This is a genomic window from Bdellovibrio sp. HCB2-146, from assembly GCF_047345725.1.
Lineage (GTDB): Bacteria > Bdellovibrionota > Bdellovibrionia > Bdellovibrionales > Bdellovibrionaceae > Bdellovibrio.
In genome coordinates, this window is sequence record NZ_JBLEQP010000002.1 from 643,476 (window position 1) to 658,577 (window position 15,102).

The window sequence follows — 15,102 nt, forward strand, 5'->3', positions numbered from 1 at the left end:
GGACTACAAACGAATGCTCAAAGTACCTCTAACCTAGTAATTCTTCAACGATTTTTTTAAATTCAGCGTAGGATTGATCAAATTGATCATTGATGATGCAGAAATCGAATTTAGAAGCTTCTTGGATCTCTTTTTCAGCGTTGGCCATACGGACTTCGATATCGTGAGGGATTCCACCGTCTCGTTTTTCAATGCGGCGACGCAGCTCATCAATAGACGGAGGCAAAATAAAAATAGTCTTAGCATCCGGGTACTTAGCCTTGAAGGTCGCAACCCCCTGGATATCAATATCCATGATCGCAGTACGGCCTTCAGCCCAGGCACTTTCTAAAGACTGATATGAGGTCCCATAGAATTTCGTATGAACCTTCGCCCACTCAACAAAGAAGTTTTCACTGATCTTTTTCTCAAAATCTTCCACGGTGATGTAGTGATAAGGATTCCCCTCACTCTCACCTTTTCTCATCGCACGCGTAGTATAAGTAATAATGTCTTTCAGGCGCGGGTTTTCCTGCGCCAATTTTTCAACAAAACTACTTTTTCCGGCGCCGCTGGGTGCAGCGACAATAATCATACGCGTTTTCATAGTACCTATTGTACGTTTTGTACCTGTTCTCTAAGTCGTTCGATGAGGGTCTTAGCTTCTACCACAGCATGAGTAATTTTGGCTACCTGAGACTTCGAACCAATTGTGTTCACCTCGCGGAGCAGCTCTTGAGTATAGAAATCCAATTTCTTACCTTCTGCTTGTTGCGATGAAACCAACTGACGATAGTTTTTAATATGCTCACTCAAGCGTGTGAGTTCTTCATTGATATCGGCTTTTTCCAACTGAATCACAATCTCTTGCGAAAGTCGGGTTGGATCGATTTCACTGCCACGTAAACGTCCGCGGATTTTCGTTTCATAACGTTCTTGAAGCTGAACATTAGCCTCTTCACGTAAGTCACTGATAATACGAACTTGTTTTTCCAAAGAACCCAAAAGTTTTTCCAAATCGCGACGAAGAGCTTTTCCCTCGCGCATGCGTTCTTTATCGCAGTTTTTGCAAGCTTCGGTGAACGCTTTCTTTAAAGCTGCTTCTTCACCAGCAAACAATTCATAACTTTCTTCAAGTTTAATCACTTCTGGTAAACGCGCCATAGCTTCAAGATGTACTTGAAATGGAATCCCTAAGTCTTTTGAAAGTTTGCGGTATGCTTGGAGGTATTTTTTCGCCACTCCATCATTCACCGTCATTTGTGTTTTTGAAGCCGTTGCTTTCACACGACGAGAAATGAATACATCAATCGTTCCGCGTAAAAGGCTTTGTCCTAAAACTTTTTTTAGATCGCTCTCAAAAGCCACGAATTCTCGTGGTAAATGGAAGCGTGGTTCAAGAAAACGTCCGTTCACAGAGCGAATGCTCACTTCAACGGTGACGTCTTTATTTTGAACTCTCGAGGTGCCGTAACCAGTCATGCTTTTCATAGTTCTCTCCATTTTTGACGCAGACCCGCATAGGGTCAAGGCGTCAGAAATTTCTCGACCAAGGCGCGAGCTTCAGGGAAACCCGTCGCTCCAGATAGCCAATGAATTTCTTTGTCTCGCTGAAACCAGGTCTTCTGCCTTTTTGCGAGCTGCTGAGTATTCTTCGTGATTTCTTCCATCAAAGCTTCGCGTGAGATCTCCCCACGCAAAAACTGCAAAGTTTCCTTGTAGCCAACACTTGAAAGTGGCGCCCACTCCGCCAGTCCTTTGTCGAGGAGTCCTTGCACCTCTTCGATCAAACCAGCAGATAACATTTTACCCGTGCGTTCGCGAATACGAGTGCGCAAAACCTCACGTTCCCAGTCGGGACCGATCTTCAACAGCGGATAAGGGAATTTTTCCCGCGTCTGTTCAAACTCCGCCTGAATTTGTGTCAGGGTTTTTCCATGACTGCGAATCAACTCAATCGCACGCCCAATGCGGTAATGATCAGCCAACGCAATTTTTGCTCCGTACACAGGATCTGCCTGAAGCAATTCCGCATGCAGACGCTCAGGTCCACCTGCCTCTGCCATTTCATCCAAAACTTGTTTTTGAATTTCGGCTGGCACTGGCAAAACGGGATACATGCCCTTTTCAATGGCCATGAAATAAAATCCCGTTCCTCCCACGACAAAGATCGGCTTGTCGTCAGGTAGAGATTTCAAGCATTCATGAAAATCTCGTTCGTACTGACCTGCTGTCATTTCTTGAGGAGGTAAAACATAATCCAGCAAATAATGCGGAACACGCGCTTGCTCTTCTTTGGTAGGCTTGGCCGCTCCGATATCGAGATATTTATAAACCTGCACCGAATCGCAGTTCACAATGACGCCATGAAACTCCTCTGCCAAGCGCAGAGCCCAGTCTGATTTTCCTGAGGCCGTGGACCCAACCACGAAGATCACTTTTTTCATCTAGACGATACGACCAAAATCTTTTTCAAGTTTATAGAACGGATATTCCACACTCACAGGGCGCCCATGAGGACAGAAGCTTGAAAGAGGGAACTGATCCATATCACGCAGCAAGTTTTTCATCTGCTCAATACCCAAAGCTTGCCCTGCTCTGACAACAGAGTGACAGGCCATCGTCGCACAGATATCGCCCACAGCTCTTTCAAGAGAATAGCTGCCACCTTGTTCGGCCACTTCGCTCGCCATTTTATCAAGAACCGAACTTAAGCTCGATTCTTTGATAAACAAAGGTGCGGCCTTCACACCAATAGTTCCAGGGCCCAGTGGTTCAATATGAACACCGAGGCGTTCAATTTCTGACGACAAGGTCAAAAGTGCTTCTGCTTTTTCTGGCGACATATCAATCGCCAGAGGGAAAAGGAATTCTTGCACGTCCACTTTCCCACCCTTCCACGCGGTCATCAATTTTTCAAATACGACTCTTTCGTGAGCCGCATGCTGATCGACGAAAACTAATTTGTCGCGCGCTTGCGTAACGATGTACGTAAGATTGGCTTGCCCTAAAACTTCCAATGACGACCAATAGCCGCGCACTTCAGGAACTTCTGGAGCTGACGAACGGAGTTGAACCGCCGGAGTTACATTCATTTCTTCACGAGCTTCCGCGGATTGCGCCAAAGCCTCATAAGTCACTTTAGATTCACTTACCGAGTTAAAAGCAAAATTGAAATCCTTCTTTTGAAACTGTGTCGATTGCAAAGCTTTATCTTCAAACATTAGATTTACAGTCGGAGCAACGGGTGCCTGAGATGGAATATCAAAACGCGGAGTCGTGACCGGAGTGGCGGGCTTTCCTGCAGGAACCCAAGGAGCTTGCTCCAATGCCGAACGAAGAGATCCTGCCACCGCGCGGAATGCCAATGATGGATCTTCAAACTTCACTTGAGATTTTGTCGGATGAATATTCACATCCACCGAATCCGTTGGCACATCCACCCACACGACAGCAATCGGGAACTCCCCATGCATCAAAAGATTTCGGTAAGCTTCCATAACAGCAGCTTGCAAACTGCGATCTTGAATCCAACGATTCTGAGCAAAGAGCCAAATGTTTTTAGAAGTCTTTGCGACATTGTGAGGGTCTGCAAACACCGCATAAGCGTTCACATTTTCACGAGATGCCTCCCCCACGTACAGCGGTTTAATTTCCAGAACCTGCTCAACACGGTCTTTGCGATTTTGGCAAGCCGGCCAGAAAGAAACCAATTTTCCATTTTCTTGAATTCGAATTTCCACATGCGGATGGGAAAGCGCCATGGCCTTGAGAGTATTTTTAATCGCCGTGTGTTCTGCCGAATCCGATTTCAAAAACTTCAAACGCGCCGGTGTGTTCTCAAAAAGACCTTCAATCAGAATTGTCGTCCCTTGAGATCCACCCACAGAATCAATGTCGCGTTTTTTTCCGTACTCGCTGACCAGTTGAAAGGCTTTTTCATCGCCCGCACGACGCGAAGTCAGAGTCAGTTTGCTGACAGCTGCAATACTTGCAAGAGCCTCGCCACGAAATCCAAAGGTGCGAAGTTTCCAAAGATCATCTGTTTTAGAAATTTTAGAAGTTGCAAAACGCTCAAGGGCTTTCGGCAGATCTTCAGGTGACATGCCTTTTCCGTTATCGATGACCTTAACGATGCGCCCACCATCGAAGTACTCGATGTGCACACGAGTCGCTCCTGCATCGATACTGTTTTCGACAAGTTCTTTGACCAAATGAGCAGGACGCTCAACCACTTCACCAGCAGCAATCTGATCCACAACTTCGGGAGATAAAACATGAATTTCCATCCCGGAAATCTACCCGTCAGAAGCCCTAAAAGTCACCCGCAGCCACCCGAGTTCGCACTGCGTCAGCTGGGGTTATTTACCTTTTTGATAATAGAAATAAGAGAGTTCCAAAAAGAAGACTGTAAATCCACCCACCAGGCCAATCAAACCAAGCCCAATCATAAATTGCGCAAGCGTTCTGCCAAGGTCGTTGATTGTCGATTCAGGAACGAGATTTTCTTTCTGCAGCCAGAACATCAACACATATGCACTGACTGACAAAAACGTCCAAACCACTGCATGGGTTTTATTGGTTAAAAGCCCCACGATCAGAGGAAGAACCGCGAACCACAATAGCGTCGGCGAAAAAAAACCGCCCGTAAAAAATGAAAACGAAAATTGAAAGATCATGCCCGCAGTCACCATCGAATAGGCCGCGATTTTCATTGATTTCGTCAGGCGATAAATAAACGGAGAAAAAGCATGAACCACAGAACAACTCACTCCGATTCGTCCCAAGGCTTGCGCCTCAACGAAGAAAATCGAAATGAAGCTATACGTCCACATCAACAGACCCGTGATCAAGGTGACGAGAATCAGCAAGCGATACTTATAGAGCAAAACGACATCGTCTTCTTGAACTTCAGACGAAAAAAGATGGCTGCCCCAGTGAAGAGAATTTTTATTTTCCAAGAGTTTCCCAGATCAGAAAGAGTGATGATTCCGTTCTGATCTGATGTATCTTCTGAAAAAATAGAATGGTCAAACTACAATGTAGTGCAAAGAAATATATCAGAGAAACACTTGGATTTTGCTACTTAACAAATGCTAGATTTCTCCGCACTAAAAGTTCCAACCAAGTCCCAGGGTTCCGTAGAATGTCGAAAGTTTTGCCCCTGAACCATCTGTTTTACTTTCGAAGAAATAGCTCTTTAATCCAAAGCCTGCCTCTCCGAAAAATTTTGGCGTCCACATAACTTTCCCATGGAAGTTCAAAACATAGTCATCACCGATTTTCATATCGCTATCGGTAGAAGACACATACTTGATAAATTCCATATCCACCCATTTAGGGTAATTCATAAAAGGCAGCTTATTAAACAAGCTGTCCAATGCTCGTGGCATCGAACGCGCCCAAAATAAACCCACACCTAACTTCGGTACGTTTGAATCACCAAGCGTGAGGGCTTCATAAGCCATGATCAAACCGACAGTCTCATCTTTTTCCCAAAGCCCTGGGGTCAAGCGATAACGAATGTCCGCCTCTGCTACCTTCAAATCAACATCACTTGATGCTCCATTTTGATCTTCAGCTGACAGCTGACTGAGCGAAGTTAAATAGCGCGCACTCATACCCCAACGCTGTTTGGAGAGATAATAATTCTGCCAACCAAAGAGATCGTTAAACCAATAAGAAACGTGGGCCTCACCGATCATCACAAAATCGCTGTTACTCGTAACCACACCGGTTAAGCGCAAGCTCGCTTCTCCGGCACCCCCACGATACACTTCAAGGTAAGAGCGATGGGTTTCGTTTTCTGCCTGCACATCTAAATAAACCGTGTTCAAAGAAAACTTCTGAGGGGTTTCAAACTCCCATTTTTGCAAGTTGTCTTCGGCGTCTTTCACCGGCATTTGATCTTTGGCGAGGTAAGTTCCCGTCAGGGCTTTGTCGGAAATATAACGTCGGTCTTTTTGGCGAGGTGGATTTTTAATTTCCAAGGCATAGCTAAAAACACCGCCCGACTTGCCCGGCAAAATCAAACGAGGTTCAGCCAGCGCCAGATCGGCTTGCCATAAGTCACGAGCCACACCAATGGTTTTTTCAAATCCCAAAACCTTTGTGATCTTGCCATCGACATTGCCCGGAATCACCGAAGCTTCCAATTTATACGGACGAGGCAACTCACCAGTCAAAGTGACATGCTTTTCTTTTTTTGCCGATTCGATCATGTCCTTAATCACAGGCACAACCGGTTCCGATACGAACTCGTAAGTCGCATTGTTCGTCAGAGTCGCAAGAAACTGCACGGGAGCTCCGGCTGCGACATCAACAACACCTTTTAATTTGCGTTCTTCATTTTGCAAAATCACGCGAGCAGTGGCTTCTGATTTTGTCGGGCCCAACACAGTTCCAGTGTCTTTGATTTCAATGGCATACCAAGAAGTACAAAGACTTGAGAATCCTCTCTCCACTTCAGAACGCAAACAGAAACGGAATTTTTCTCCGTCTTTCCATTGCGGGGCTTTTGGACTTTTTAAATCATCAAAGGCCCAAGTCCCTTGACCTTCAGCTTTGTGCTTCCAAAGCTCTTTCCCCTGTTGGTTGATCACCGTGATGTCGCCACCGGGAACCAATTCTGCATTCCAATTAAATTTTAAAGAGTTATTTTCCAAGCGCACTGTGAGGGAATCAGCATCAAAAACAAGTCCACCTAAATTCAAGCTTTGGCCTTTGGATTTTTGCAAATCATAGTCGACTTGAGGATTTTTGATTTTCAATTCTTTATCCATCACCGCAAAAAATAGCGGTGTCTGGAAATCAGGATGCTTTTTTTCCGGAGTGTCTGCTTTTACTTCGACGGGCGACGGCGAAGGCGTTGGCGCTACCGTGGCTGAAGGGGTTTGAGCTCCTGCGTGGGACCAAAACAAGCTGCACACCAAGGTTGCTGAAATCAATTTCACAAAACGTTCCTCTTCCGATGAATTCAGTTAATTTTGTGTAAGGATACTCAAGGACCACTTAAACCTCCAGAGCAACGGAAAAAGCCTCTCATTACGAGACTGTTTCGTCCGCATGTACGCACTTGTGTTTTAGATTAAAACGCCCAACCTAGATTGAGTCCGAGACCGTAATATTGAGTTTTCTCCCAATAGTAACGAGCGTCGGTTCGAAGCGAGAGATCACCCAAACGAAATGCCAAGCCGGCATTAAAGACCGCACCCAGATTGATATCTTCGGCGATATAATTTTTCGTCTCTGCACCATCGGGAACATCGAGAGAATAATGAGAAATTTTCAGAGTGGGACCAAAACCATAATAGAACAACGTCGACTTCCCTTGCGGCAAAACAGTTTGCAAAAGGAAGTTTAAAATCACGATGAATCCCTCGGAACTTTTCCCCGTGGCTTCGGAATAAAAATCAGGTGCGCCAAAATGAAAAAGCACATTAGCATCGGTGTAAATTTCACCATCAAAAATTGTATCGTAGCCATTGAACTTCATGCCATAGAACAACAGACTTTCACTGCGCTCTTTTCCCAAAGTGTCCTCGGTATAGTAGAGATACTCCAAGGCCGGTCCACGATAGCGAGTGGCAAAAAAAGGACGTCTGGGTTTATCTTCTTCCCGCTCAAGAGTTTTTTCAGTTTCTTGAGGGGCCATTTTGATCACACCTAATTTAACATCCGAATCTGCAATCCACCCAACTGTGCCTGCCTTAATACGAATTTTATAGAACGGCCCTTTTTTCCCCGTGGAAATACTATAAACGCCACCTATCTTGAGTGTCGTAATTACCGGCGCATCAAAGTCAGCATCTTGATAAATCAGCGCACCGTCGTTGATGACGGTGGCTTTTTGAGCCTGAGCAAAAAGAGTCTCAGGCAAAAAGAAAAAAACGAATAGCAGGAGACAGCCCGCCCACTGCGCTCTATTTAAAACGCATGAGCCAAACACGATAGAAAGCCTCAATAACAATCTTAAGAGACATTTTAGATTGTCCAACCCGGCGATCCTCAAAGACGATAGGTGATTCAACACCTTTAAAGCCTTTTTTCATCGCTTTGTATTTCAATTCAATTTGAAAGCTATAGCCATTGGATTCAACAGTCGAAAGATCAATTCCTTGCAGAACTTCTTTTTTCCAAGCGTTGAATCCACCCGTCCAATCGTTCAACGGGAAACCCAAGATCAAACGTGCATAAATCCCACCACCGCGAGAGATGATCTTACGCATAAGACCCCAATTCACCGTGCGACCGCCTTTCACATAGCGAGAGCCGACGGCAAAATCCACAGGTTGAAGATTCTTAAGAAGCAAAGTGAGATCCTCAGGACGATGAGAGAAATCCGCATCCATTTCCACGATCACGCCATAACCGTGATCCATACCCCAGCGGAAGCCGGCGATATAGGCTTTGCCCAAGCCTTGTTTCCCAGGACGAGAAAGCAAGTGCAATTGCGGGTAAGTTTTCTGCATTTCTTTAACGATGCCGCCTGTGCCATCTGGAGAGTTGTCATCAACGACCAAAATCTCCACTTCAGGATTTTTTGCTAAAATAGCAGGCACAATAGCCGGAATATTTTCTTTCTCGTTATATGTCGGAACGACCACAAGAGTTTTCATGTCACCTCAAAGCTAAGAGCCCCTACAGTCCCACAAAGTCGCAGGCCTGGCAATATTAACCCATACGGGCAACATCAATGCGGTTCCATAGCCAAAGGATAAAGACGATGGCAAAAAGTACTGTCACAAGGCGCAATGAACGGCGTTTTTCCATTTGGAAGTTCTCTGTAAGCCCGACCGCCATCAAAAGTGCGGTAAAAGCAAAGCCAACCAATGAGATAGGTGGAATGAGTTCTGAACCGACTTGGAAAATAAAAAAAGGAATGTTCGCAAATAAAATCAAAGTAAAAATCTTGCGAAGCGAACATGTGCGGTGTTCAAAAACTTGGAAGTAATAGTAAATGAACAATGCCCCAATAAAGCCCGTCACCACTCCCACCATAGGAGAAATGATGATTCCGCTCATCACGCCATAAAAATTGGGTGGTACCAAACCGGTCAAGACTCCAGAGGCCATTGATACCAAAACTTGGACGACAATCAAAACCGTCCATTTCCAATCAGGCAATTGACGAATTCTCTCAAGCGGATGGCGGAGATAATTCACAATGTATTTGGCTACTTCTTTGGCAGATTCAGTGGATTGATTCGGTGTCACGTCTCTATAGTCGCTCATAGGCCTATTGCAACACTCCGCTTCACATTGCGCAAGCGGTATTTAAGCCCTGCTTAGGGACTCGCAAGATCGGTCTCTGCCAAAACTTGGGATCGCTCGAGCAAAAGCAAAGCGTTCTCGTGGCGAGAGGACACCTCCCCTCCCAAGACAGCTAATGACGGAGATTTCTTATGAAACATTCGATGCGCAACAAACGCAAACCACGAGAGACTCCAATCCCGCTCTTCACCTAAAACTTCAACCGGAGACCAAGGCACTCGTAATGAAGAACCCACCTTGAATTCCGCCTTATGATCGCGGTCGCAGATCTCCGTCAAGCTCATCACACAGGAATAATTTTCTGCGGACAAAAGCTGCCGAAGTTCTTCAAGCGTTTCACTATCCATAACCAGATGAAAGCGTCGCCCCTCTTGAGAGCGCAGCTTTAAAAATTCAGCCATGCGCTTAAGACGTTGTTCTTTCTTGTTCCACGGCAAGTGCAACGTAAACACCTCATAACCATGTTCCGCTAAGAAAGACGGATAGTGATTCCAATATTTTGAGAAGTAAAAAAGCGAACGACGACCGGTGATAAACAACATCGGCCAGCGCGTAAGCAGACAATTGGGCTTGAGTTCAAAGTCCCAGACATCTCGGGCTCTTTTTTGATTCACGAGAATCGCCAGAGCCACGATGAATACAGAAATGCTAAGTGAAGCCGTTATAAAGAACACGTCTCTATTATAGAGACGTACTTAAGCGAAATGCAAAATCAAATGAGTTCTTGTCAGCAGTTTTATTCACCATCGCGGTGTGAGCACTGATTTCCGCGCCGATGGAAAGTCGACGGTGCACTTGTGCAGCAAAACCAGTTGAAACAATCAAGGAAGGAGTCGTATCGTCGACATGAATATTTTTAGAAGAATCTGAGAATTGCAAAAAGCGATTCGACAACCCCGTTGACACAGAATATGACCAAATACTTTCGAGCGTATTGGTATAGCCGATTTTCAAATCAAGCTCACGCAACGTCATCTCTTCTGAACCTGAACTCGTGACACCGTAGTTTTTAAAAACGCCTTCGGAATACCAATTTGGAGAGAACAAATCCATTCCCAGCGACAATTGAATACCATTGGCGTGACGGTTGAAGTTGGAATGAGCCGCCGAAATATTGGTGAAGCCATTCACATAGCCAATGCCTGCGTGCAAGCGCACATCATCAAACGAAGAAGTTTGTCCATTAGCTAAGTTTTTCTTTTTTGCGCTGAGCTCGTTGAGAAGATCATCGTAACTCACCTCTTCATAGTCGCCTTTGCCAGCATCGGTTGCTGCCTGGACTATTGTCGGGAGAGTCATTAAGGGAAGAAGAACAAGAATGGATTTTAATGTATTACGAATGTTCATATGGAAATTCTAACAAGGCTTTGTCATTTTTCATAAAATGATCTTTCGTTCTGGACCTTGTTTCTGTCACACTGATTGTATGAACTGTTATTGCGCATTCTGTAAGTCCCCACGCCGTATCTATCGCAAACGAAATATCAACCTGATCAATGTTATTGCCAGCGCAATGACGGCGATGGTGATTATGTTCGCGATTTGGCAGAGCTTTGATCCCCGCGCAATCATCGCCTTTGTGGTCTGTTTGGCTATTTCAGAAGTCTTTATTAAGATTCGTTGGCGCCTATCGGTCGTCTGCCGCGCCTGCGGATTTGACCCGGTTCTTTATATCAAAGATCCGCAAGCTGCTGCCGGAAAAGTTCGCGATCAATTGGACGTGCGTAAGCAAGATCCAAAATACTTGCTCGCAAAGCCATTGAACCTTCCCACTATCACTCCACAAAAAGCCGAAGCTTTACAAAGCAAGGCTAAAGGAAAATTGGTTTCTCGTTCGATCTAAGGGGTTCTTACTCATTCCCGCCACCGTAAACCATCTCACCAATGCTGGATGCTTTTTGCTGAGATAAATCTGCAAGCTCCGTGAGTTCTTTCACGGCGACCGAAACACCATGTGCCGAGAGAGCATTTTTCTGCATCAAAGTATCAAGTTCATTGAGAGCCAAATGAACTTGCGAAATTCCTTTGGCCTGCTCTTCGCTGGCTTTGGCAATCTCGCCGCTGAAATCTTTCATCTTTTGCACGGTGCCGACAACTTTTTCAAACACCTCTGAAGTTTCTCTCACGAGAACTTCACCGCTTCCGACACGCCCGGCACTTTGTTCAATAAGAACTGTGATGTCTTTCGCGGCTAAAGAACTTCTTTGCGCCAAGGCGCGCACAGCTTCCGCAACCACGGCAAAGCCTTTCCCTTGCTCTCCCGCTCTTGCCGCTTCAACGGCCGCATTCAGCGCCAGTAAATTGGTTTGAAAGGCAATATCATCAATCACACCTGTAATCTGTGAAATCTTTTTTGAATCCTCTAAAATCCCATGAATGGCCTGTTTCAACTCTTGAATCTTCTCTTGTCCTTGCAAGGCCATCGTATGCGTTTCACTCGACAACGACGAAGCTTGGTGGGAATGTTCCTTATTGATGTGTACCATGGATGTCATCTCTTCCATCGTCGCCACTGTTTCCTCCATCGAAGAAGCCTGCTGCGTGCTGGAATCGGAAAGTCCTGTTGAGGTCGAACGAATGTGTTCGCTTGAATGGGAAAGACGCTCTCCCGACTCAGACAGAAAATCAGTCAGTTGCTCGAGCGTAAACAAAGGTTTTCGGATCATAAGGTAGGCCAGAACTTGCGCCACGCAGGCACCTGCCACAATAGACACGATCATATAAAACAAAGTCGAATGATCATCCACTTTTGCTTGATAAGCTGTGACTGCCGCAATGTCGTTTGAAATCAGGAAGACGCCGTGAAGCTTGCCATCTTTCCAATTTTCCATGCGATAGCCCAAAATATCTCGGCCATTTCCCCAGGGACTGGTTGCCGGATCTCCGTGGCACGAGAGGCAGCCGAATTCCTGCTTTAAACGCATCGGCCGAAAAACTTTGACGAACTTGCCGTCATCAACCACCCATTCTTTGAGGTCAGGACTGCTCTCAAACTTTTTTAAAACCACGAGCTCTTCCGATGTCGCTTTGTTTTCAGGGTTTCGAGGTTCGTCGGAAAAAACGCGGAAAGAATACATTTCTTTATCAGCACCCTCAGCGCCAATTCTCATGGCTGCATAAATAGGGACCTGCTTCAGAATGACTTGCTTGTCTTCTTCCGTCAGTTGATCCGAGCTTTGATATTTGGACGTGTACTCATTCAGTATCTTACGAAGACCGCCTTGCTGGGCAACGTAGTGCGCTGCTACTTCTAAACGAGAATGTATGGTGCGGGACTTTTCTACCAACCCATTTCGGAATTCTTGGCTTTTAGAGCGCACGGAAACTAACAGCGCCATTGCTGAACAAATAAGACAGGCCACAAACACGGTCAGAAGAATTTTAATTTTCAAACTCATGCAATCCCCCTTCGGCATGGCCAGAAATTCGGCTGAAAATCAGAAAAAACTAAGTCCTTTCCCGAGAGATAATCTGAATTCCTCATCCGGGTGGAGATTCCACCCGGGGGCTGAATTTAATCTTTTATTATGATGGCGGTCATATACGGACCGGTGAAGACGAAGGTAAATGACAGCACAGGATTTAAAATGACTATAGAAAATGCCGCTCCACTTAACGCAGTTCCATTTATCGATAGCAAATTAGGAATTTGTATCAAAGACAACTCCCGAACCGTGACTTTTCAAAACGAAGCTTGCAAAGAAATTTGCGGAAATCACGAGGGACAAACCTGCTCGAAAATCTGTAGCCACCTTTTGGCGAAAGTTCCTGACTTTGTGCAAGGCATGCACCTGCATCGCAGCCAAAAAATAGACGAAACCCGCGTGGATGCCCTGATCACACGCACCCCGGATCAGATTCTCACGCTGCTTTATCCGTTGGATTCTCAAGAGGCTTTGCAGAAGAAACAAGAAGAATATTTGACCGAGTTAGGTCTGACTAAGAGTGAGCTTAACATCATGAAACACTTGTTGAGTGGCCGCTCAAATGCCGAAATTGCAGAGATGCTTTTTATCTCTCGCTCAACGCTGAAAACACATCTCAATAATATCTATAAGAAATTGCCACCCGAGATGAGAGCCGCGCAATGGCGCGGCCGTGGGGCCTAAAGGTCGCTTTTACGCGCGACCTGTTGAACCGAAGCCACCGGCTCCGCGCTCTGTTTCGCTTAGTTCGTTCGCAAGTTCGAATTGAGCTTGCCATACCGGAGCCAAAACCAACTGAGCACAACGCTCTTGATCGTTGATTGTGAAAGCTTCGTTACCAAGATTGATCACGATGATTTTCACTTCGCCACGGTAGTCCGCATCGATCGTTCCCGGTGTGTTTAATACAGTCAGACCATTTTTCGCAGCCCAACCCGAACGAGGACGTGCTTGGATTTCATAACCCAATGGGATTTCAAAAGATAAACCTGTCGGAATCATCGCACGCTGACCCGGTTCCAAAATAAGTGGATTCACCAATTGTGCGCGAACGTCAAAACCACTAGCTCCTGGAGATTGATATTGAGGCAATTCACCTCTGAAGTTTTCAAGAGTCTTGATTTTTACTTTAAGTTTGTTCATATCCCCGTCCTTTATTTTACAATTCCAAGTTTTCCCACCAAGAGCTCAGTTCATTCACTTCAGGCCCCAGCAAAACGCCGGCTGCTTGGGAAAGGTCGAGATCCTCGCGGATATAACGATTCACCGAATCGACAGACACAGCCTTGATCTCTTCGATCACGGACTCCACCGAACGATAACCGCCGAAAACCATCTCATTGACACCTAAAGAAGTCATACGATTTTCGATATCATCTGAACTTAAAAGAATGCTGCCAATGACTTGCGTTTTAAACATTTCAACATCGTGCTTGCTCACGCCTTGCTTGCGGACTTTTTGGACCTCTTTCGAAATCAAATCGCCCACTTTCTTAACGTTCTTTGCCTCTGTGCCCGCATAAATCGTCAACATTCCCGAATCAATATGCGTATTCAACATTGAATGCACGGAGTACACCAAGCCACGTTTTTCACGAACACTTTGATAGAGCTTCGACGTCATCCCGCCACCCAAAAGGGTGTTGGTAATAACAGCTTCAAAGCGAGAATCATCCTTAAAGCTCGCTGTCGGCACGCCCAGCAACATATGCACTTGTTCGGCTTGCTTTTCAACGATGTGACGACGACGCAACCAACGTGGTTTTTTACGTTGGTTTTTGAGGTCGCTTTTTTTCTTCGTCCCTAAACGCTTTTTTAGCGCCGTCAAAAACTCTTCGTGATCAATACAGCCTGCGGCACTGACGATAATATTTTTGCCCGTATAAGTTTTTTTGTAATAGTCCATGACTTTTTTCTGAGTCATGGTTGCCAAAGAACTCGGAGTTCCCAAAATCGGTCGCCCGAGCGGATGAACACCGTAAGCTTGGTCATAGAAAATATCGTAAATAATGTCTTCGTGATTATCTTCCGACATCGCGATCTCTTGCAAAACGACTCCGCGTTCGAGATCGAATTCTTTTTGTGAAAGACTCATATTGGAAACAAGATCGGATAAAACCTCGAGAGCTTTTTCCCAATGATCTTTCAAAACGAGCGCGTGATAACACGTGTATTCGCGTGTCGTATACGCATTCAAATCCCCGCCCAAAGCCTCCAAAGATTTTGCAATCTGATAAGCCGTACGAGTTTTGGTGCCTTTAAATACAAGATGTTCAAGGAAGTGAGAGATGCCGGCGATTTCCGGTTGCTCGTCGCGAGTTCCAGTTAAAACCCAGATACCGATAGAAACGGCACGGGACCCTGGATGCATTTCAGTTGCCACCCGGATCCCGTTACTCAATTCGGATTTTTTATATTTGATCAT

General features: G+C 45.5%; 16 protein-coding genes. 2 read left to right on the forward strand and 14 right to left on the reverse strand.

Translation table 11 applies throughout. The features are described from left to right. Positions 1–28: 28 nt before the first annotated feature. From gmk to ACLWOR_RS14045, 11 genes are all read right to left on the reverse strand, one after another. Positions 29–586 carry a guanylate kinase gene (gene gmk / locus ACLWOR_RS13995; RefSeq protein ID WP_413941382.1) on the reverse strand — a complete coding sequence of 186 codons (558 nt, stop codon included), beginning with the start codon at positions 584–586 and terminating at the stop codon, positions 29–31. A 5-nt stretch (positions 587–591) separates the two neighbouring features. Beyond that, on the reverse strand, positions 592–1,470 hold the full coding sequence (locus ACLWOR_RS14000; protein ID WP_413941383.1) for a YicC/YloC family endoribonuclease: 879 nt from the start codon (positions 1,468–1,470) through the stop codon (positions 592–594). 35 nt (positions 1,471–1,505) lie between these two features. Continuing rightward, positions 1,506–2,426, reverse strand: coding sequence for a tRNA (adenosine(37)-N6)-dimethylallyltransferase MiaA (gene miaA, locus ACLWOR_RS14005; RefSeq protein WP_413941384.1), 921 nt, complete (start codon positions 2,424–2,426; stop codon positions 1,506–1,508). Beyond that, a complete protein-coding gene (mutL, locus tag ACLWOR_RS14010) occupies positions 2,427–4,268 on the reverse strand; it encodes a DNA mismatch repair endonuclease MutL (protein ID WP_413941385.1) in 1,842 nt (613 codons plus the stop codon). Positions 4,269–4,340: 72 nt separating this feature from the next. Continuing rightward, entirely contained in the window at positions 4,341–4,940 is a 600-nt protein-coding gene (locus tag ACLWOR_RS14015; protein ID WP_413941386.1) for a hypothetical protein, read from the reverse strand. Positions 4,941–5,090: 150 nt separating this feature from the next. Then, complete coding sequence (locus tag ACLWOR_RS14020; RefSeq protein WP_413941387.1) at positions 5,091–6,932, reverse strand: hypothetical protein; 1,842 nt, start codon at positions 6,930–6,932, stop codon at positions 5,091–5,093. A gap of 134 nt (positions 6,933–7,066) precedes the next feature. Beyond that, positions 7,067–7,858, reverse strand: coding sequence for an SH3 domain-containing protein (locus ACLWOR_RS14025; protein WP_413941388.1), 792 nt, complete (start codon positions 7,856–7,858; stop codon positions 7,067–7,069). Between the two features lie 43 nt (positions 7,859–7,901). Beyond that, complete coding sequence (locus tag ACLWOR_RS14030; RefSeq protein WP_413941389.1) at positions 7,902–8,597, reverse strand: polyprenol monophosphomannose synthase; 696 nt, start codon at positions 8,595–8,597, stop codon at positions 7,902–7,904. A 55-nt stretch (positions 8,598–8,652) separates the two neighbouring features. Continuing rightward, positions 8,653–9,213 carry a Yip1 family protein gene (locus ACLWOR_RS14035; protein WP_413941390.1) on the reverse strand — a complete coding sequence of 187 codons (561 nt, stop codon included), beginning with the start codon at positions 9,211–9,213 and terminating at the stop codon, positions 8,653–8,655. Positions 9,214–9,266: 53 nt separating this feature from the next. Beyond that, positions 9,267–9,926 (reverse strand): hypothetical protein, encoded by a 660-nt coding sequence (locus ACLWOR_RS14040; protein ID WP_413941391.1) that lies wholly within the window; start codon positions 9,924–9,926, stop codon positions 9,267–9,269. 7 nt (positions 9,927–9,933) lie between these two features. Next, on the reverse strand, positions 9,934–10,599 hold the full coding sequence (locus ACLWOR_RS14045) for a hypothetical protein (RefSeq protein WP_413941392.1): 666 nt from the start codon (positions 10,597–10,599) through the stop codon (positions 9,934–9,936). A gap of 79 nt (positions 10,600–10,678) precedes the next feature. On the opposite strand from ACLWOR_RS14045, the gene ACLWOR_RS14050 reads away from it, so the two are divergent. Continuing rightward, complete coding sequence (locus tag ACLWOR_RS14050) at positions 10,679–11,095, forward strand: hypothetical protein (RefSeq protein WP_413941393.1); 417 nt, start codon at positions 10,679–10,681, stop codon at positions 11,093–11,095. 7 nt (positions 11,096–11,102) lie between these two features. On the opposite strand, the gene ACLWOR_RS14055 is transcribed toward ACLWOR_RS14050, so the two are convergent. After that, positions 11,103–12,650, reverse strand: a complete 1,548-nt coding sequence (locus tag ACLWOR_RS14055) for a methyl-accepting chemotaxis protein (RefSeq protein WP_413941394.1) — start codon at positions 12,648–12,650, stop codon at positions 11,103–11,105. A gap of 129 nt (positions 12,651–12,779) precedes the next feature. On the opposite strand from ACLWOR_RS14055, the gene ACLWOR_RS14060 reads away from it, so the two are divergent. Continuing rightward, on the forward strand, positions 12,780–13,361 hold the full coding sequence (locus ACLWOR_RS14060) for a helix-turn-helix transcriptional regulator (protein ID WP_413941395.1): 582 nt from the start codon (positions 12,780–12,782) through the stop codon (positions 13,359–13,361). Positions 13,362–13,370: 9 nt separating this feature from the next. Here the strand turns inward: ACLWOR_RS14060 and dut are convergent, their stop codons facing one another. Next, positions 13,371–13,820, reverse strand: coding sequence for a dUTP diphosphatase (gene dut / locus ACLWOR_RS14065; RefSeq protein WP_413941396.1), 450 nt, complete (start codon positions 13,818–13,820; stop codon positions 13,371–13,373). 16 nt (positions 13,821–13,836) lie between these two features. After that, entirely contained in the window at positions 13,837–15,102 is a 1,266-nt protein-coding gene (locus tag ACLWOR_RS14070) for a M16 family metallopeptidase (protein WP_413941397.1), read from the reverse strand.